The organism is Pseudomonas sp. R43(2017) (assembly GCF_002112345.1).
GTDB classification, from domain to species: Bacteria; Pseudomonadota; Gammaproteobacteria; order Pseudomonadales; family Pseudomonadaceae; genus Aquipseudomonas; species Aquipseudomonas kribbensis.
In genome coordinates this window covers 272,136-290,292 of the sequence record NZ_NEHJ01000002.1, presented here as the reverse complement: position 1 = coordinate 290,292, position 18,157 = coordinate 272,136, and the positions used below count along the sequence as shown (strand labels likewise).

The following is an 18,157-nucleotide window of genomic DNA, read 5'->3' as shown; positions in this document are numbered from 1 at the left end:
CGAAAGCGGTCTCTCATTCAGAGCACCTCTAGATGACACAACACAAAGACTTGCTGATCGTCGGTGCCGGCATCCTGGGTCTGTCCCACGCTTACGCCGCGGCCCGGCGCGGTCTCAAGGTCAGGGTTTTCGAACGTACCGCCACGCCAATCGGCGCATCGGTACGCAACTTCGGCCAGGCACTGGTCACCGGCCAGCCACCGGGCCCGATGCTCGAACTGGCCAAGGCCAGTCGCGAAATCTGGGGCCAGTGGGCGCAGCTCGCCGGCCTGCAACTCAAGCGCAACGGCTCGTATCTGTTCGCTCGCACCGAGGCCGAAGAGCACTTGCTCGAAGCCTTCTGTGCCGGGCGCGCCGTGAAGCACGACTACCGCGTCGAACTGCTGCGCGGTGCCGCGCTGCGTGATCTGTATGGCGGCCAGTTCAGCCATCACCGCGCCGCGCTGCACGGCATGGACGATCAACAGCTGTATTCCCGGGAAGCGATTCCGGCGCTGATCGAATACCTGCGTCGTGAACTCGACGTCGAGTTTCACTTCTCGACGCTGGTGCGCGACGTCGAGCCAGGGAGGCTGCAAAGCACTGCCGGCACTTTCACCGCCGAGCAGATCATCGTCTGTTCCGGCCACGATTATCAGACCCTGCTGGCCGAGCCGATTGCCGCCCTCGACCCGCAGATCTGCCGCCTGCAAATGCTCCGCGCCCGGCCGCAGATCGACCTGAATCTGCAACACGCTTTGCTCACCGGCCTCAGCTGCGTGCATTACGGCGCCTTCGCCGATCTGCCCGAAGCGGCCGCAGTGCAGGCGCAGATCCTGCGCGAGCAACCGCACCTGCAGGAAAACGGCATTCACCTGCTGATCAGCCCGACGCCTTACGGCGAACTGATCATCGGCGACTCGCACCATTACGGCAGCGATCCTTCACCGTTCAACGCCGAGCAGGTCGACAACTGGATGCTCGAACTGGCCGAGCAGACCCTTGGCTGCAAGGTGCAAGTGGTCGAGCGCTGGCAGGGTGTCTATGGTTCCCGGGGGCCGGGGCCGTTTTCGTTCCTGCGTCCGGTGCCGGGGCTGAGCGTGGCGCTGATGCACAGCGGCGTCGGCATGAGCGTCGGCCCGGCCATGGCCGAGCGCAATGTTGCACAGCTTTTTGGAGAGCGTTGATGTTGAATCACGAACAAGTCATCGACCGGTTGTTCGGCCTCTATGAGCGTTTCGGCGCCAGCGACTACATCGGCGAACCGGTGTCGCAGATCGAGCACATGTCCCAGGCGGCCCAACTGGCCATCGCCGAGGGCTTCGACGACGAAGTGGTGCTCGCCGCGTTCTTCCACGACATCGGCCACTTGTGTGCCGAAGGTGCGGAGAATATGGGTGGTTACGGCGTGGTCAGCCACGAGCGCCTCGGTGCCGACTATTTGCGTGAAGCCGGATTCAGCGAGCGCCTGGCGCGGCTGGTGGAGTATCACGTCCAGGCCAAGCGCTATCTGACGCTCAGGGAGCCGGGTTATTACGAGCGCTTGAGCGAAGCCAGCCGCCGCACCCTGGAATATCAGGGCGGGGTGATGACCGAGGCCGAAGCCGATGCGTTCGAGCAGGATCCGCTGTGCGCCGTCAGCCTGCGGATGCGTCAGTGGGATGAACTGGCGAAGGAGATGGCGGTGCCGGTGATGGATCTGGGCGTGCTGAAAGACAAAGCAGCTCGGCTGCTTGCTGCGTAAGTCTTTGGATCGAGGTGCTGCATTCGCGAGCAAGCTCGCTCCCACAATGATCTTTGGTAAACACAGACCCTGTGAACGCTCAAAGTACCTGTGGGAGCGAGCTTGCTCGCGAAGACGATGGCTCAGGCACTACAGCTCTGTGGCCAGCAACTCAATCTGCTCCTGCCGCTCAGCCTGATTCAGCTTCGGATGTGGGTTGAGCGAAGACCACTGCGGATGCGCCCGGGCCTTGTTCAACGCTTCGGGCAGCTTGCCTTCGCGCCAGGTCTTGTCCTGCGGTGTCGCCACCTGAACGGCATCCATCGCCGCATGACCACGGGCATTCAGCGCTTGCAGCAGTTGCCGCTGACGCAGAGCCAGCAGGCGCAACACGTTGTCGTCGACCGTCAGCTCTCGCTGCCCTTTGATCTTGCCCAGCAGGCGATTGCCGTAGCTGCGGGCGGTTTGCAGGGCGCCGCCGGCAATCGCGCCGGCCAGAGCGGCGGCACCGAGGGTGATGCCGCCGACCAGCAAATCCACACCCGCACCAGCGGCTGCACCGGCCGCAATCCCGCCGCCGACTCGCACGCCCAGTTGTTTGAGGGTTTCCGGGTTGAACAGGTCATCGCCCCAGCGGCCGTCGAGCAGCGGCAGATCACTGGCGGCGGCGTCTTGCGGGCGGAAGGCGTAGAGCTTGAGCAGCGCTTCGACGCATTTTTGTTCGCGCTGGCGCACGGCCTTGCGCAGTTCGCTGATGGCCTGTTGTTCCTGCTCGGCGTTGCTCGCCACGCTGCGTCTGCACGCGGCGCAATCGATCAACAGTTCGGCGATCAGGCGCGCCGCGCTTTGCTCGCGGGCGAGGCGTTGGGCTTGTTGATCGGCGATCAGCCGTTCAAATTGCGGACGGGCGTTTTCCAACAGCAACGCGAGGCTTTCATACAGCCGCCGTTCGCCATCCTCGGGCGGAGCGACACTGTCGAAGCGCACCAGCGCATGCAGGCCGAGACGCGCCAGTGCTTCACGCCAGTCCGGCTCGCGGTGGTTGGCGCTGCTGACGAAATTCAGCACCGGCAGCAACGGTTTGCCGCAGCTGGCCAGCACTTCCAGTTCATCGCGGTACTTGGCCAGCACCGGTTCCCGGGCATCGATCACATACAGGCCGGCATCGGAGTCGAGCAGTTGCCGCAGCACCTTGGCTTCCTGTTCGAAACGCTGGCGCGCTTCGCTGCCGTCGAGAAACCGCGCCAGCCGCGCCGGGCCGTCGAGGCGTTCGCCGGGGCGCTCCAGTCGCTCGAGAAAATCCAGCAGGGCGATGGCGTCTTCCAGGCCGGGTGTGTCGTAGAGGTCAAGCAACGGCTCACCATCCACCGACAACCGCGCGCCTTCGACATGCCGCGTGGTGCTCGGGCGATGGGACACTTCGCCGAAGCCGACGTCGCGGGTCAGGGTGCGCAGCAGCGAAGTCTTGCCGACGTTGGTGTGGCCGACCACTGCCAGTTTCAGCGGCGCTTTCCAGGCATCAGTCATGTCCGTGCTCCAGCCAGTTCAACGGGGCGCAATCGGCAAACTCCAGCTCAAGCTGTTGCAGCGCTACATGCCAGTCGCCAAGGCGTTCGGCGTCCAGCGCCTGTCCTTGCGGCGCCTGCAACAGCCAGACCCGGGTCGCGGCGGCATTGCGCGCCAGCTCGGCAATCAGCGCCAGGCTGCCGCGATCCGGCGAGCGTCGTGGGTCGCAGGCAATCGCGAGACGCGCCGGCGGGAAACGGCTGAGCTGTTCGAGCAGTTTGTTGCGCGATTCACGGCTGTCGAGGATGCCGGCGTTGCTGACGTTTTTCGGCAGCGTCGGTGGCCACGGGTGTTGATCGTCGAGTTCGATTGCCACCAGCAACGCTCCATCGCTGGCGTGTTCGCCGACGGCGCTTTCGACGCGGTGCAATTGCGCAGGCTCGGGGTCGGTGATGCCGAGGCGTTCGCTGGTCGGCATCAGGCGTTCGCGCAGTTGGGCGTAGCCGGGCAGGTTCAGGTCCAGACGCAACGCTGCTTTGCCACTGTTCCAGCGCCAGAAGCAAAACAGCGCCAGCAGCAGACGCGGCAGCACGCCGTACACCACTAGTACGCCGACCAGCCAGGTCGCCCAGGCCTGACGGGCGCTTTCGATGTTCAGCGCGGTGTCGCCGCTGGCGCGGATCATGTCCACGGTTGGCACGTTGAATCCCAGCAACGCCGGCAAGGCACCGAGGGCCTGGGTCATGTTGATGAAGGTGTCGGCGCTGAGAATCGTGGTTTCCCAGACGAAGCCGTAGCGCCGGGTCGCCATCAGCGTCAGCAGCAGAACCAGCGCGCTGACCATCGCCAGCAACCACAGGCCATTGACCAGTGTGCCGAGCGCCCAGCGATTGAGTTTCTTGCGTTGCAGCATCAGCAACAAGGCCGGAGCCAGTTGCGCCGCCTTGGCGTCACGGGCGAGTTTTTCACTGAGCCACAACCATAAGCGGCCAAGGGTGGCGCCGTGTTCGCCAGCGAAGACCAGCCCCAGCGCCCAGCTCAACAGCAAGATCAGATTCAGCCCGAGCAGGCTGCCCAAGGCCCAGAACACGTTGACCGGCGTCTGGCCCAGTGCGGCGAAGGCCAGACCGGCACCGCTCAATACCGCGAGGATCGCCAGCAGCACCAGCGCCAGGCGCGCGCCTTGCAGCCAGTGCTTGAGCGCGGAGGTCAGGCCATCGCGCTCGGCCAGCCAGAGGGCGCGGCGTTGAATGCGTCCCGGCAGATCGCCGCCGGCCGCGCGGGCCAGGCGATTGGCTTCCTGATCGTCCAGCGGGCCTGCGTGTTCTTCGCGCAGGCGCACGGTTTCGGTGAGCCAGAGGTTTTGCAGTGGAGTCAGTTCAGTCACGCGGCATCCCGATGCTTGATTGAGCCGTGAGCATAACCGCTGTGGCGCTTATCGGGGTAAGCGCGGCTCTGGTATCCTCGCCGGCATGACTAAATCACTCCCCCTCAGCCTGATCGCAGCCCTCGGTGAAAACCGCGTGATCGGCGTCGACAACAGCATGCCCTGGCACCTGCCGGGGGATTTCAAATACTTCAAGGCCACGACGCTCGGCAAGCCGATCATTATGGGTCGCAAGACCTGGGATTCGCTGGGTCGTCCGTTGCCGGGCCGTCTGAATATCGTAGTCAGCCGTCAGGCCGATCTGGTGCTGGAAGGGGCGGAAGTCTATCCGTCGCTGGAAGCCGCCGTGGTTCGCGCCGAAGAATGGGCGAAAGAGCAGGGCGTCGACGAGTTGATGCTGATTGGCGGGGCGCAATTGTATGCGCAGGGATTGGCCCAGGCGGATCGTCTGTATCTGACCCGTGTGGCGCTGAGCCCGGAAGGGGATGCGTGGTTTCCGGAGTTCGATCTGAACCAGTGGAAACTGGTGTCGAACGTGCCGAATCCGGCTGAAGGCGACAAGCCGGCTTACCACTTCGAAGTCTGGGAAAAAGCCTGAATCCGTGGCGAGGGAGCACGCTCCCCCGCCACAGCTTCAATCAAGCCTGAGCAAGCTCCGCATGCTCATCGGCATCCAGCAGGGCCTTGTCGGTCTGCTGCATTACCTGGCTGGTAATCGCGCCAGCGGTGATCGAACCGCTCACGTTCAGCGCCGTACGTCCCATGTCGATCAGCGGCTCGACCGAAATCAGCAACGCCACCAGCGAAACCGGCAAGCCCATGGCCGGCAGCACGATCAGTGCCGCGAAGGTCGCGCCGCCACCTACGCCCGCCACACCGGCCGAACTCAGGGTCACAATCGCCACCAGCGTCGCGATCCACAGCGGATCCAGCGGGTTGATGCCGACCGTTGGCGCAACCATCACCGCCAACATTGCCGGGTACAGGCCGGCGCAACCGTTCTGGCCGATGGTCGCGCCGAAGGAAGCGGCGAAGCTTGCGATCGACTGTGGAATGCCCAGACGACGGGTCTGCGCTTCGATGCTCAGCGGAATGCTTGCGGCGCTGGAGCGGCTGGTGAAGGCGAACGTCAACACCGGCCAGATCTTGCGGAAGAAGCGCAGCGGGTTGATCCCGGCGGCCGACACCAGCAGGCCGTGCACGACGAACATCAGGCCCAGACCGAAGTACGACACCACCACGAAACTGCCGAGCTTGATGATGTCCTGCAGGTTGGAACCCGCGACCACTTTGGTCATTAGCGCCAGCACGCCGTACGGGGTCAGCTTCATCACCAGGCGCACCAGACGCATCACCCAGGCTTGCAGGGTGTCGATGGCGTTGATCACTTTCTGACCTTTCTCGGCGTCATCCTTGAGCAGTTGCAGCGCGGCTACCCCCATGAACGCGGCGAAGATCACCACGCTGATGATCGAGGTCGGCTTGGCCCGGGCCAGGTCGGCGAACGGGTTCTGCGGGATGAACGACAGCAGCAGTTGCGGCACATTCAGGTCGGCGACCTTGCCGGCGTAGTCGGTCTGAATGGTTTGCAGACGGGCCATTTCCTGCGTGCCGGCGACCAGACCTTCGGCGGTCAGGCCGAACAGGTTGGTCAGGCCGATGCCGATCAGCGCCGCAATCGCCGTGGTGAACAGCAGCGTGCCGATGGTCAGGAAGCTGATCTTGCCCAGCGACGATGCGTTGTGCAGACGGGCCACGGCGCTGAGGATCGAGGCGAACACCAGCGGGATCACGATCATCTGCAGCAGTTGCACGTAACCATTGCCCACCAGATCGAACCAGCCGATCGAGGCTTTCAGCACCGGGTTGCCGGCACCGTAGATCGTGTGCAGCGCGACGCCGAACGCCACGCCCAGCACTAGGGCGAGCAGGACTTTTTTCGCCAGGCTCCACGTGGTGTGACGGGTTTGCGCCAGGCCGAAGAGCAGGGCGAGGAACACCAGCAAGTTGAGAATCAGGGGCAGATTCATGAGGACTCCAGAAAAGACTGTGCCAACAACCTTCCGGGGCTGTTGCGAACCGGCAAGCCTAACAGTTTGATTTCCAATGATTTAATACCGAAATCAAAGGTTGTCCGTCGTTTTTGGAATAAGCGGGTGTCGCTCTCGGGGATGCAGTTGGCGCAAAAGGGACGTGGACAGTCGCTGACAGACGGTAACTGTCACACTGATTTGTTAGCGTCGATCTCTTTCAATCGGGGAGAAACGCAGAATGAAGTTCGCACCTAAATTGCTGGCTGCCGCACTCTGCTTCGGCCTTGTTGGCCAAGCGTTCGCCACTGACCTCAAGCACTGGCCGGCGGACCAGGCCAAGGCACTGGACGCGATGATTGCGGCCAACGCCAACAAGGGTAACTACGCGGTGTTCGACATGGACAACACCAGTTACCGCTACGACCTCGAAGAGTCGCTGCTGCCGTTCATGGAAAACAAGGGCCTGATCACCCGTGACAAGCTGGACCCGTCGCTGAAACTGATCCCGTTCAAGGACACCGCCGACCACAAGGAAAGCCTGTTCAGCTACTACTACCGCCTCTGTGAAGTCGACGACATGGTCTGCTACCCATGGGTGGCGCAGGTGTTCTCCGGCTTCACCCTCAAGGAACTCAAAGGCTACGTCGACGAGCTGATGGCCTCGGGCAAGCCGGTACCGGCGACCTATTACGAAGGCGATGTGGTGAAGAACATCGACGTGCAGCCGCCGAAAGTCTTCGCCGGTCAGGCCGAGCTGTACAACAAACTGATGGAGAACGGCATCGAGGTCTACGTGATGACCGCCGCCTCCGAAGAACTGGTGCGCATGGTCGCGGCCGATCCGAAGTACGGCTACAACGTCAAACCGCAGAACGTCATCGGTGTAACCACCTTGCTGAAGAACCGCGAGACCGGCGAACTGACCACTGCGCGCAAGCAGATCACCGCCGGCAAGTATGACGAGAAGGCCAACCTCGGCCTCGAATTGACCCCGTACCTGTGGACCCCGGCGACCTGGATGGCCGGCAAGCATGCGGCGATCCTGACTTACATCGACGAATGGAAAAAACCGGTACTGGTAGGCGGCGACACTCCGAGCAGCGACGGCTACATGCTGTTCCACAGCGTCGACGTGGCCAAGGGCGGCATTCACCTGTGGGTCAACCGCAAGGACAAATACATGACCCAGCTCAACGGCATGATGGCCAAGCACGCGGCGGCCCAGGCGAACGAAGGTTTGCCGGTGACGGCGGACAAGAACTGGGTGATCGTGAAGCCGGAAGAGATTCAGTAAGCCTCAAGGCAAAAAAATGCCCCGCACTTGGCGGGGCATTTTTGTTTCTGCGATTTGACCCTTACAGGCCGTCGAGCATGGCCTTGTTACGCACCGCACCCTTGTCGGCGCTGGTGGCCAGCAGGGCGTAGGCCTTGAGGGCGGTGGTCACTTTACGTGGACGCTTCTCGACCGGTTTCCAGCCTTTCCTGTCCTGCTCGACCCGGCGTGCCGCCAGTTCTTCGTCGCTGATCAACAGGTTGATCGAGCGGTTCGGAATGTCGATCAGCACCTTGTCACCGTCCTGCACCAGGCCGATCGCGCCGCCGGCTGCTGCCTCTGGCGAAGCGTGGCCGATGGACAGACCGGATGTGCCGCCGGAGAAACGGCCATCGGTCAGCAAGGCGCAGGCTTTGCCCAGGCCTTTGGATTTCAGGTACGACGTCGGGTAAAGCATTTCCTGCATGCCCGGGCCGCCTTTCGGGCCTTCGTAGCGAATGATGACGATGTCGCCTTCCTTCACTTCGTCAGCGAGGATGCCGCGCACGGCGCTGTCCTGGCTTTCGAAGATCTTCGCGTTGCCTTCGAAGACGTGGATCGACTCGTCGACGCCGGCGGTTTTCACCACGCAGCCGTCCAGGGCGATGTTGCCGTACAGTACGGCCAGGCCGCCTTCTTTCGAATAAGCGTGTTCGAAGCTGCGGATGCAACCGTTTTCACGGTCGTCGTCCAGGGTTTCCCAACGGGTCGACTGGCTGAACGCGGTTTGCGTCGGAATGCCGGCCGGGCCTGCCTTGAAGAAATGGTGCACGGCTTCATCGTCGGTCTGGGTGATGTCCCACTTGGCGATGGCCTCTTCCATGCTGCGGCTGTGCACGGTCGGCAGGTCGGTGTGCAGCAGGCCGCCACGGGCCAGCGAACCGAGAATGCTGAAGATGCCGCCGGCGCGGTGCACGTCTTCCATGTGGTACTTCTGGATGTTCGGCGCGACCTTGCACAGCTGCGGCACCTTGCGCGACAGACGATCGATGTCACGCAGGTCGAAGTCGATTTCGGCTTCCTGGGCGGCGGCCAGCAAGTGCAGGATGGTGTTGGTCGAACCGCCCATGGCGATGTCGAGCATCATCGCGTTTTCGAACGCCTTGAAGTTGGCGATGTTGCGCGGCAGTACCGACTCGTCGTTCTCGCCGTAGTAGCGTTTGCACAGTTCGACGATGGTGCGGCCGGCCTGCAGGAACAGCTGTTCGCGATCGCTGTGGGTGGCCAGGGTCGAACCGTTGCCCGGCAATGCGAGGCCCAGGGCTTCGGTCAGGCAGTTCATCGAGTTGGCGGTGAACATGCCGGAGCACGAACCGCAGGTCGGGCAGGCGCTGCGCTCGTACTCGGCAACCTTCTCGTCAGAAGCGCTGGAGTCGGCGGCGATGACCATGGCGTCGACGAGGTCGAGACCGTGGCTGGCCAGTTTGGTCTTGCCGGCTTCCATCGGGCCGCCGGAAACGAAGATCACCGGGATGTTCAGGCGCAGGGCGGCCATCAGCATGCCCGGGGTGATCTTGTCGCAGTTGGAGATGCAGACGATGGCATCGGCGCAGTGGGCGTTGACCATGTACTCGACGGAGTCGGCGATGATCTCGCGGCTTGGCAGCGAATACAGCATGCCGTCGTGGCCCATGGCGATGCCGTCGTCCACGGCGATGGTGTTGAATTCTTTCGCCACGCCACCGGCGCGTTCGATTTCACGGGCAACCAGCTGGCCCAGATCCTTCAGGTGCACGTGGCCCGGTACGAACTGGGTGAAGGAGTTGGCAATGGCGATGATCGGCTTCTTGAAGTCGTCATCTTTCATCCCGGTGGCGCGCCACAGTGCGCGGGCGCCGGCCATGTTGCGGCCGTGGGTGGATGTTTTCGAGCGGTAATCTGGCATGGAGCACTCCGGGCGGCTAATCAGGTATCAAAAGGGAGTGAGCTTCTATTGACGTCTGGAACACTCAGAAATGGCCGTGTGTCCTGAAGTTGCCGATGACGTTGCGGGATCGCCGCTGGTCTCAGCCTGAGCTCATAAACCCGCCGGGGATGAATGGCGATGAATCTCGCGATTCTACACCGCTGGCGTCAGGAGGGAATGGCGCAAAACGTTGTTCCAGTGCTGACGCCGCGTGTGGAATGACGACTGGCAGGTTTAATCGCCGCCCGTCTGTGCGATGGCGTCGGCTAGCAGGACTTTGGCGCGACGGCTGATCCGGTTGCTCAGGGCAAGCGCCACGCAACTGAGCAGGACAAAGCTGTAACCCAGGGTGGATTGCAGATTGGCCGGGCTCAGGCTGATCAAGGCACTGATCAACCCGCCGCAGATGAAGATGATCGTGCTGCCGGCCGAGGCCGAGGTGCCGGCGTTGTCCGGAAACAGGCTCATGGCCCGGGAGGTGGCAGCCGGCCGGGCAATGGTGGTGCCGGCGGTGCAGATCAGCATCGGGATCAGCACGGTTGCCGGTGCCAGTGCAAAACTCGACGACAGGTACAACATGGTCACGCCGGCAAACAGGATCAGGCTCAGACCGACGACGATCTGTTGGCCGCTGCTGATGCGCCTGCTCAGCACGCTGGCGAGGATGCCTCCGGTGACGTAAGCCGCACCGTATATCAGCAGAATCAACGAGAACTCGTAGGCGGACAATTGCAGCCGGTCCATGAAGATCAGCGGCGAGATCACGATGAATGAAAAGTGGCAGGCGAACGCAAAGGCCGAAATCAGCCAGTAGCCGACGAAGTCGAAATCTCCCAGCACCCGTCGGTAAGCCGTGAGGAAGTTCGTGCGTGTGCCACGGGTGGTCGGTCGGCTGTTTTCCAGAAACAGCCAGGCCTTGAGCAGCACCACGGCCGATAATGCGATGAACACCCAGAAGCTGCCACGCCATCCCAGTGTCGCCTGCAGGAAAGTACCGACAAGAGGCGATACCGAGATGAAAATCCCGCCGGCGGTGACCATCAGGATTCGCAGGCGATCGCGTTCCTCGCCTTCGAACAGGTCCTGGACCAGCGCCTGGGACAGCACGAAGCAACCGCAACCCAGTGCCTGCACGACCCGGAACATCAGGAACAGCGAATAGTCGGTGGTCATCACGCAGCCGAGGGCACCGAGCATTGAAACGCTCATGCCGGCGAGCAACAGGCCTTTGCGCCCGATCACATCCGACAGCGGCCCGATCAGCAACTGGGCGAAGGCGATGCCGACGGCGAACAGGCTGATGGACAGCGCGATGTCGGCCGGGGTGCTGCGAAAGTGTTCGGCCAGCGCCGGAAACGAAGGAAGCACGACATCCAGCGGAAAAACACCCAGCAACACCATCGCCAGCAACAGGCTGACGGCCCCGCGACGCTGTCGGGTCGTCACCCCGGATTTTCCTTTATCCATCGATCAATCCCGCCCTGGCGAAAAGTATCTGGTTGTTAGGTTCAGCGAAAAATCCGGCTTTCTTCAGTGCATTCAATGTGGCGATGCTGCCCGTCCGGGCACGTCGTCGGGAGGCTTGCGCTGTTGTCAGGCTTTCGAGTATTTCCAGCACGGCACCGTCGGCAATCCCGGCATCGCACAGGCTTTGTCGCAGCCACTGTTCATCGGTTTCGAAGAAAATCCCGAAGATCTCGAGCAGGGTGGTGGCGGCGAACGTTCTTTGCTGCAGCCCCAGATGCAGCCAGAGATAGTGGAACACTTCGGTGAAGTAGCGACTGTGTCGCGCCTCGTCGGTGAGGTGGTCGCGCAGCATGTCGTTGACCCCGGACACCAGGCTGTCCCGGCAGACGTCGAGCAGTTCCCGGGCAATGATGGTTTCCGAGACGAAACCGAGCAGAAACCATGTCAGCGGTCGCTGCTGCGGAAGGGTTTCGTCGATCAGCCTGATCATGCGAGTGATCCGCCTGGGCATCACCGGGCGCCCGTTGATGCCGTAGAACCTGGCGATCTGTTCCGCGACCTGATGGGAGAACAGGGCGTGGTAGCCCTCATCGGTGTAGAGTTGCAGCGCGGCGGTTTTCATGGGGGGCGGAACATCGACCGGCAATTCGCCGTGGACGATGACTTCCACGGCGCGATTGACGATGCGGTGTTCGAGCAGGGTGGTGTAATCGAGAAAGTGCACCAGATGATTGGCCGTGAGCCGGTGCACTACCGAGCGGCCCGCAGCTTCGATGGCCGGGTGGGCGAGGTAGGGCAGAAATGCCGGCGGGAACCAGTGACGGGTTTCCAGCTGTTGCGCTACGTCATCCGGCAAGCGGTAATCGTGGGCGCTGGCACGCACTGAAGCGCGAGTGCTCCAGTCGCCCAGTGAAAACTCGAAGACCGGGGCCTGGGAGAGAAGGCTCATGCTGGCGTCTCGCGCAGCAGGTCGCGCATTTCCTGGCACATCGCCTGACCGTCGCTTTCTCCGCAACCGACGAAGAACAAGGGTTGTTCCGCACTGCTCTCGAGTTTCAGCAAGCTCTCGACCTGGTCGTCGGAAAACGCACCGGTCAGCCAGGTGTTCATGCCCAGGGCCGTGGCCACCAGTTGAAACGTCTGTGAGAGATGCCCGGCTTCGGCGAATGCCATTCGGTAGGCGCGCGAGTGCGGGTATTTCCACCAGAGCCTGTCGAAGCGGGCGGTGATGAACAGGCCCAGTGGCAAGTTATTGATGAAGTGCTGGCCTCCCAGCAGATTACCCAGTGCTGTGTCGGGCCAGGGGTTGATGAAGCTCAGGGCGTGTTCGGCCGGGTGATAGGCGTATATGCCGGGTGGCAGTCCGTCGACGTTCTGCACCAGCACAAACCCGGCGCAGGCATTGAGACCGCCCCCGGAAGGGCTGCCGCGCCGCGCGCCAAGCCCTTCGGCGATGCTGTCGTCACAGTCGGCTTCGCGTTCTCGCAGGTAACCGAGGGACAGGTATAACAAGGTGCCGACATCGTCCAGCGACAGGGGGGCGCCGGTGAAGGATCGGCAAGTCTTTCGCCGCATCAGTGAACCCGACAGGCTGTCGTCATTCAGTGCCAGTGGTGCGGGCAGGGCGATGAGTGCGTTCGGGGCGGTGTCCAGAGGGACATCGGCCGGAGGCGACGTGGCAAGCACGGTGTTGCAGTGTTCGAGGTATTGCCTGGACCATTCCTGAATATTTCGGGGCGTGTGTTCGCAGGGAATATTCCGGGTGCCGATATGGTAGATCCTGGACAGTTCATCCCAGCCCCAGACCGGCGCTGCGATTTTTAAGGAAGTCAGTATTCCGGCATTTAGAAGTTGCGTGTCTATTGTGTTGTTGCTGTCATATAAAGCCGGCTCGTGAATAAGTTGTGCCAGTCGAGAAGAGTATTCGAAATCAAGTTCGTGCTGAGTATGGTCTTTGTAGTTCCAGACTATCTGGCCGGGCGTTCGTGGCAGTATGAATAAATAAGGATTTATATGCATGTTGGGGCACGCTGCTCTGGATGAGTGTTTTGCCAGAGGCGCTGGGTAGCCGGCATACCCAGCGCCCACCTTACTTAACGGGCTTTAGGTGCGACCAGAAAAGCCAGGTTTGCGAGGGTGCGGGATTCCAGAGTAATTGCTTTCATGATTGAACTCCTTGTTCATTGTTGCTTCGTGGTTAGTTGGTGCCACCTTCGTGGTGACGACTTAATAATAGTTTGTAATGGATTAATCGCAAGCAAATATTAAGTAGGAATAATCCAGTAATTTTGTCGGAGTGATCTTTGGCTGGAAGTAAGTGTGTAAGTTGAATGTCACTAAATAGAATAGTTAAGGAAATATCCTGCACGACGGCAGGACGATAAATGTAGGAAAGCAAAGTGCAAGACAAAAAGAAGGGGAGCCCATGGGCTCCCCTTTCGATAGCGTCAATGCCGTGCGTCTGTCAGCTGTTCGGCAGCAGACGGCAGGTGATGCTCTTGATGTAGCGGGTTTCTGCAATGGCCGGGTGCACCGGGTGATCCGGGCCCTGACCGCCGCGCTCCAGCAACTGGATGTTGCGATCCAGGTGGCGAGCGCTGGTCAGCAGGATGTTCTGCAGATCGTCTTCCGGCAGGTGCATCGAGCACGAAGCGCTGACCAGGATGCCGTCCTTGTTGAGCAGGCGCATGGCTTGCTCGTTCAGGCGGCGGTAGGCGCCTTCACCGTTTTTCATGTCCTTCTTGCGTTTGATGAACGCAGGCGGATCGGCCACGATCACGTCGAAGCGCTCTTCGCTGGCCTTGAGCTCCTTCAGGGCTTCGAAGACGTCGCCTTCGATGCAGGTCATCTTGTCGGCGAAACCGTTCAGCGCGGCATTGCGCTCGACGCCGTCGAGGGCGAAGCCCGAGGCATCGACGCAGAACACTTCGCTGGCGCCGAACGCGGCAGCCTGCACACCCCAGCCACCGATGTAGCTGTAGAGGTCCAGCACGCGTTTGCCTTTGGCGTACGGCGCCAGGCGTGCGCGGTTCATGCGGTGGTCGTAGAACCAGCCGGTCTTCTGGCCCTGGATCACCGGGGCTTCGAATTTCACGCCGTTCTCTTCCAGAGCTACCCACTCCGGCACCAGGCCGAACACGGTTTCGGTGTAGCGCTCCAGACCTTCGGCGTCACGGGCGGCGGAGTCGTTCTTAAACAGGATGCCGCTCGGCTTGAGCACCTGGGTCAGCGCCGCGATCACGTCATCTTTATGGGCTTCCATGGTGGCAGAAGCGATCTGCACCACGAGGATGTCGCCGAAGCGGTCGACCACCAGGCCCGGCAGCAGGTCAGAGTCGCCGTAGACCAGGCGATAGAACGGTTTGTCGAACAGGCGCTGACGCAGGGAAAGGGCCACGTTCAGGCGGTGCACCAGCAGCGACTTGTCCAGCGGCAACTTGATGTCGCGCGACAGCAGGCGGGCGCAGATCAGGTTGTTCGGGCTCATGGCCACGATGCCCAGCGGCTTGCCGCCGGCGGCTTCGAGGATGGCCTGGTCGCCAGCCTTGAAGCCGTGCAACGGGGTGGCGGCCACGTCGATTTCGTTGCTGTAGACCCACAGGTGGCCGGCGCGCAGGCGACGGTCGGCGTTGGCTTTGAGGCGCAAGCTAGGCAGGGACATGACGTCGCTCCGGAAAAAAGAGCGGGAGTATACCGTGTTGCGACGCAGGCGGGTTCGGTGCTGGACATGTGGCGCACAGGCGCGGCGCGCAAACGGACGAAGGCAGAATTCTGTCCATGGTCTTGAATGAAAGTTTCCGCCGATCTACCCCTGATGTGTCGTTCGTCGGTTTTTAGGGGTTAGAATCGCCGCCTGTCCAAGAGTATGTACTTATGTCCCAAGAGCTGACCACCGAACAGATTCAACAATCCCTGCAAGGCATCAGCGTGCCGGCGCAACCGCAGATCATGGTGGATCTGCAAATGGAGCAGTACATGCCCGACCCGGACCTGGAGACGATCGCCAAGCTGATCTCCCAGGACCCCGGCCTGTCCGGCTCGTTGCTGAAAATCGTCAATTCGCCGTATTACGGCCTGAGCAACAAGATCACCTCGATCAAGCGCGCGGTGAACCTGCTGGGCAGTCGTTCGATCATCAATCTGATCAACGCGATGTCGATCAAGGGCGAGATGAATGACGACACCATCGTCACCTTGAACCGCTTCTGGGATACCGCCCAGGACGTGGCCATGACCTGTCTGACCCTGGCCAAGCGCGTCGGCACCGAGGCGAGTGACGAGGCCTACGCCTTGGGCCTGTTCCATGACTGCGGCGTGCCGCTGATGCTTCAGCGTTTCCCGGATTATATGAAGACACTTGAAGAGGCTTATGCCAACGCCAGTGCCGATTGCCGGGTGGTGGACACTGAGAACCGTGTCTACAACACCAACCATTCGGTGGTGGGTTACTACACGGCCAAGTCCTGGCGCCTGCCGGAGCATGTCAGTGCGGCCATCGCCAATCACCACAACGCCATGGCGATCTTCAGCGATGAGACTTCGCGCAACAGCCAGATGAAAAACCTGCTGGCGATCCTGAAAATGGCCGAGCACATCTGCGCGTCGTACCGGGTGCTGGGCAATCAGAGCGAAGACTTCGAGTGGCAGGCTGTCGGGCCGCTGGTGCTGGAATACATCGGTCTCTCGGATTACGACTTCGAAACCCTGAAGCAGACGATCCGCGAACTCGGCGCACACTGATTTAGCAAACTGATTCGAGACCCCACATGCCTGAATTGCCGGAAGTCGAAACCACCCGTCGCGGGATCGCCCCGCACCTGGAAGGCCAGCGCGTCAGCCGGGTGATCGTGCGTGACCGGCGGCTGCGCTGGCCGATTCCCGAAGACCTCGATGTGCGCCTGTCCGGGCAGCGCATCGTGCTGGTCGAGCGGCGCGCCAAGTACCTGCTGATCAATGCCGAAGTCGGCACGCTGATCAGCCACCTGGGCATGTCGGGCAATTTGCGGCTGGTCGAGGTCGGGATGCCGGCGGCCAAGCATGAACATGTGGATATTGAACTGGAGTCGGGTCTGGCCCTGCGCTACACCGATCCGCGACGTTTCGGGGCGATGCTCTGGAGCAACGATCCGCTCAATCACGAATTGCTGATTCGTCTGGGGCCGGAGCCGTTGACCGATCTGTTCGACGGCGAGCGGTTGTATCAGCTGTCACGCGGCCGGTCGATGGCGGTCAAGCCGTTCATCATGGACAACGCGGTGGTGGTGGGGGTCGGCAATATTTACGCGACCGAAGCGCTGTTCGCCGCCGGCATCGATCCGCGCCGCGAAGCCAAGGGCATTTCCCGGGCGCGTTATCTGAAGCTGGCGATCGAGATCAAACGCATCCTCGCCGCCGCCATCGAGCGCGGCGGCACCACGTTGCGCGACTTCATCGGTGGCGACGGGCAGCCGGGGTATTTCCAGCAGGAACTGTTTGTCTATGGTCGCGGTGGCGAACACTGCAAGGTCTGCGGCACCGGCCTGCGGGAAGTGAAGCTGGGCCAGCGGGCCAGTGTCTTCTGCCCGCGCTGCCAGACCTGACGAAAAGCTGAAAAAGTCCTACGGTCTATAGTGAGTTGTCTCACTGTTCAGCCCGAAGGATCGTGCCATGAAGTCCTCGCAAGCCCTGCTCCTCGCACTGCTGCTGTGTTCCAGCCTGATCGTTCAGGCCACGGAAGGCGGCAGTGGTGATCCGCGATACGCCATCCAGAATCCACCGGCCTACGCCATGATCGGCGATCTGCTGATTGCCCGCCCCTTGCTGGTGGCGGCGACAGTGATCGGTGCAGGCGTGTTTGTGGTGTCGTTGCCGTTTACCGCGCTGGGTGGCGGTGTCGGCGATGCGGGGGAGGCGTTGGTGGTGGCGCCGGCGAAAGCGGCGTTCGTGCGTTGCCTGGGCTGTACCGGGGAAGGATTCGAGCAGCGTGAATGACGTGATCGCAGCCTGGCGCTGCGATCACGGTCAGCGACTCAAGCCTTGCCGGTAATCTTGCGGTACTTCTCCATCAACTGTTCTTCAGTCTCCGGATGGGCTTCGTCCAGTGGAATGCAATCCACCGGGCAGACCTGCTGGCACTGTGGTTCGTCGTAGTGGCCGACGCACTGGGTGCACAGGTTCGGGTCGATCACGTAGATCTCTTCGCCCTGGGAAATGGCGGCGTTCGGGCACTCGGGTTCGCAGACGTCGCAGTTGATGCAATCGTCGGTGATGATCAGGGACATGCTAACTCCAGCCGGGGCGGGGAGCCCGGGCGCTATGAATCAATGCGCGCAATTGTGCCGCATTGGCGCCCGCAGTGCACGCGGGCGCCGTTTGAACGGTCGTTACTTCTTGAAGCGCAGGGTCAGGGCGTCAGCCACGGCCGGGTGGACGAACTTGCTGATATCGCCGCCCAGGGCTGCAATTTCCCGCACCAGGGTCGAGGAAATGAACGAATAACGCTCGGACGGGGTGAGAAACAGGCTCTCCACATCCGGCGCCAACTGACGGTTCATGTTGGCCAGCTGGAATTCGTATTCGAAGTCCGACACCGCGCGCAAACCACGCAGGAACACATTGGCGTTCTGTTCCTTGGCGAAATGCGCCAGCAGCGTCGAGAAGCCGACCACTTCTACGTTGGGCAGGTGTTTGGTGACCTCGCGGGCCAGCTCGACCCGTTGTTCCAGCGGGAACAGCGGATTCTTCTTGGGGCTGGCGGCGACGGCGATGATCACATGGTCGAACAGGCGCGAGGCGCGTTCGACCAGATCGCCATGGCCCTTGGTAATAGGGTCGAAGGTACCTGGGTACAACACTCGGTTCATCG

At 61.7% G+C, this 18,157-nt stretch carries 17 protein-coding genes; 7 read left to right on the top strand and 10 right to left on the bottom strand.

All coding sequences use genetic code 11. The features are described 5' to 3' along the window. Positions 1-32: 32 nt before the first annotated feature. A complete protein-coding gene (locus CAG02_RS05890; RefSeq protein ID WP_085709033.1) occupies positions 33-1,166 on the top strand; it encodes a TIGR03364 family FAD-dependent oxidoreductase in 1,134 nt (377 codons plus the stop codon). Beyond that, positions 1,166-1,723: a phosphonate degradation HD-domain oxygenase gene (locus CAG02_RS05885; protein WP_085709034.1), complete on the top strand. Its 558-nt coding sequence runs from the start codon at positions 1,166-1,168 to the stop codon at positions 1,721-1,723. The genes CAG02_RS05890 and CAG02_RS05885 overlap by 1 nt, the downstream gene beginning before the upstream one ends. 129 nt (positions 1,724-1,852) lie before the next feature. Here CAG02_RS05885 and CAG02_RS05880 read toward each other — a convergent pair whose 3' ends face one another. Beyond that, positions 1,853-3,229: a GTPase/DUF3482 domain-containing protein gene (locus CAG02_RS05880; RefSeq protein WP_085709035.1), complete on the bottom strand. Its 1,377-nt coding sequence runs from the start codon at positions 3,227-3,229 to the stop codon at positions 1,853-1,855. Next, positions 3,222-4,595, bottom strand: coding sequence for a DUF2868 domain-containing protein (locus CAG02_RS05875; RefSeq protein WP_085709036.1), 1,374 nt, complete (start codon positions 4,593-4,595; stop codon positions 3,222-3,224). The genes CAG02_RS05880 and CAG02_RS05875 overlap by 8 nt, the downstream gene beginning before the upstream one ends. A gap of 85 nt (positions 4,596-4,680) precedes the next feature. Here CAG02_RS05875 and CAG02_RS05870 point away from each other — a divergent pair, with 85 nt between their 5' ends. Next, entirely contained in the window at positions 4,681-5,193 is a 513-nt protein-coding gene (locus CAG02_RS05870; protein WP_085709037.1) for a dihydrofolate reductase, read from the top strand. A 40-nt stretch (positions 5,194-5,233) separates the two neighbouring features. On the opposite strand, the gene CAG02_RS05865 is transcribed toward CAG02_RS05870, so the two are convergent. Beyond that, positions 5,234-6,625, bottom strand: a complete 1,392-nt coding sequence (locus CAG02_RS05865; RefSeq protein WP_085709038.1) for an L-cystine transporter — start codon at positions 6,623-6,625, stop codon at positions 5,234-5,236. A 241-nt stretch (positions 6,626-6,866) separates the two neighbouring features. Between CAG02_RS05865 and CAG02_RS05860 the strand changes: the two genes are divergently transcribed. Continuing rightward, the gene (locus tag CAG02_RS05860) at positions 6,867-7,922 is read left to right on the top strand and encodes a phosphorylcholine phosphatase (protein WP_085709039.1); all 1,056 of its coding nucleotides are present in this window, start codon (positions 6,867-6,869) and stop codon (positions 7,920-7,922) included. Positions 7,923-7,983: 61 nt separating this feature from the next. Here CAG02_RS05860 and ilvD read toward each other — a convergent pair whose 3' ends face one another. The 5 genes from ilvD to CAG02_RS05835 all read right to left on the bottom strand — a co-directional run bounded on the left by ilvD (position 7,984) and on the right by CAG02_RS05835 (position 14,974). Then, positions 7,984-9,825, bottom strand: coding sequence for a dihydroxy-acid dehydratase (ilvD, locus tag CAG02_RS05855; RefSeq protein ID WP_085709040.1), 1,842 nt, complete (start codon positions 9,823-9,825; stop codon positions 7,984-7,986). Positions 9,826-10,080: 255 nt separating this feature from the next. Then, on the bottom strand, positions 10,081-11,313 hold the full coding sequence (locus CAG02_RS05850; protein WP_085709041.1) for an MFS transporter: 1,233 nt from the start codon (positions 11,311-11,313) through the stop codon (positions 10,081-10,083). Continuing rightward, the gene (locus CAG02_RS05845; protein WP_085709042.1) at positions 11,306-12,262 is read right to left on the bottom strand and encodes a diiron oxygenase; all 957 of its coding nucleotides are present in this window, start codon (positions 12,260-12,262) and stop codon (positions 11,306-11,308) included. The genes CAG02_RS05850 and CAG02_RS05845 overlap by 8 nt, the downstream gene beginning before the upstream one ends. Continuing rightward, positions 12,259-13,332, bottom strand: coding sequence for a SagB family peptide dehydrogenase (locus CAG02_RS05840; RefSeq protein WP_085709043.1), 1,074 nt, complete (start codon positions 13,330-13,332; stop codon positions 12,259-12,261). Before CAG02_RS05840 ends, CAG02_RS05845 begins: the two co-directional genes overlap by 4 nt. A 445-nt stretch (positions 13,333-13,777) precedes the next feature. Then, positions 13,778-14,974: a class I SAM-dependent rRNA methyltransferase gene (locus CAG02_RS05835; protein ID WP_085709044.1), complete on the bottom strand. Its 1,197-nt coding sequence runs from the start codon at positions 14,972-14,974 to the stop codon at positions 13,778-13,780. Positions 14,975-15,240: 266 nt separating this feature from the next. Here CAG02_RS05835 and CAG02_RS05830 point away from each other — a divergent pair, with 266 nt between their 5' ends. The 3 genes from CAG02_RS05830 (at position 15,241) to CAG02_RS05820 (ending at position 17,283) form a co-directional block, all read left to right on the top strand. Then, on the top strand, positions 15,241-16,053 hold the full coding sequence (locus CAG02_RS05830) for an HDOD domain-containing protein (protein WP_170931573.1): 813 nt from the start codon (positions 15,241-15,243) through the stop codon (positions 16,051-16,053). Between the two features lie 26 nt (positions 16,054-16,079). Then, on the top strand, positions 16,080-16,892 hold the full coding sequence (gene mutM, locus CAG02_RS05825) for a bifunctional DNA-formamidopyrimidine glycosylase/DNA-(apurinic or apyrimidinic site) lyase (RefSeq protein ID WP_085709046.1): 813 nt from the start codon (positions 16,080-16,082) through the stop codon (positions 16,890-16,892). Between the two features lie 67 nt (positions 16,893-16,959). After that, positions 16,960-17,283: a multidrug transporter gene (locus CAG02_RS05820; RefSeq protein ID WP_085709047.1), complete on the top strand. Its 324-nt coding sequence runs from the start codon at positions 16,960-16,962 to the stop codon at positions 17,281-17,283. 38 nt (positions 17,284-17,321) lie between these two features. Here the strand turns inward: CAG02_RS05820 and CAG02_RS05815 are convergent, their stop codons facing one another. Continuing rightward, positions 17,322-17,573 carry a YfhL family 4Fe-4S dicluster ferredoxin gene (locus CAG02_RS05815; protein WP_003195146.1) on the bottom strand — a complete coding sequence of 84 codons (252 nt, stop codon included), beginning with the start codon at positions 17,571-17,573 and terminating at the stop codon, positions 17,322-17,324. A 102-nt stretch (positions 17,574-17,675) separates the two neighbouring features. Further along, positions 17,676-18,155 (bottom strand): pantetheine-phosphate adenylyltransferase, encoded by a 480-nt coding sequence (coaD, locus tag CAG02_RS05810; protein ID WP_003229157.1) that lies wholly within the window; start codon positions 18,153-18,155, stop codon positions 17,676-17,678. Between the last annotated feature and the right edge of the window lie 2 nt (positions 18,156-18,157).

Coding starts and splice junctions, on each gene's coding strand:
- CAG02_RS05890 (WP_085709033.1), top strand. CDS start 33: ATGACACAACACAAAGACTTGCTGATCGTCGGTGCCGGCATCCTGGGT.
- CAG02_RS05885 (WP_085709034.1), top strand. CDS start 1,166: ATGTTGAATCACGAACAAGTCATCGACCGGTTGTTCGGCCTCTATGAG.
- CAG02_RS05880 (WP_085709035.1), bottom strand. CDS start 3,229: ATGACTGATGCCTGGAAAGCGCCGCTGAAACTGGCAGTGGTCGGCCAC.
- CAG02_RS05870 (WP_085709037.1), top strand. CDS start 4,681: ATGACTAAATCACTCCCCCTCAGCCTGATCGCAGCCCTCGGTGAAAAC.
- CAG02_RS05865 (WP_085709038.1), bottom strand. CDS start 6,625: ATGAATCTGCCCCTGATTCTCAACTTGCTGGTGTTCCTCGCCCTGCTC.
- CAG02_RS05860 (WP_085709039.1), top strand. CDS start 6,867: ATGAAGTTCGCACCTAAATTGCTGGCTGCCGCACTCTGCTTCGGCCTT.
- ilvD (WP_085709040.1), bottom strand. CDS start 9,825: ATGCCAGATTACCGCTCGAAAACATCCACCCACGGCCGCAACATGGCC.
- CAG02_RS05850 (WP_085709041.1), bottom strand. CDS start 11,313: ATGGATAAAGGAAAATCCGGGGTGACGACCCGACAGCGTCGCGGGGCC.
- CAG02_RS05845 (WP_085709042.1), bottom strand. CDS start 12,262: ATGAGCCTTCTCTCCCAGGCCCCGGTCTTCGAGTTTTCACTGGGCGAC.
- CAG02_RS05840 (WP_085709043.1), bottom strand. CDS start 13,332: ATGCATATAAATCCTTATTTATTCATACTGCCACGAACGCCCGGCCAG.
- CAG02_RS05835 (WP_085709044.1), bottom strand. CDS start 14,974: ATGTCCCTGCCTAGCTTGCGCCTCAAAGCCAACGCCGACCGTCGCCTG.
- mutM (WP_085709046.1), top strand. CDS start 16,080: ATGCCTGAATTGCCGGAAGTCGAAACCACCCGTCGCGGGATCGCCCCG.
- CAG02_RS05820 (WP_085709047.1), top strand. CDS start 16,960: ATGAAGTCCTCGCAAGCCCTGCTCCTCGCACTGCTGCTGTGTTCCAGC.
- CAG02_RS05815 (WP_003195146.1), bottom strand. CDS start 17,573: ATGTCCCTGATCATCACCGACGATTGCATCAACTGCGACGTCTGCGAA.
- coaD (WP_003229157.1), bottom strand. CDS start 18,155: ATGAACCGAGTGTTGTACCCAGGTACCTTCGACCCTATTACCAAGGGC.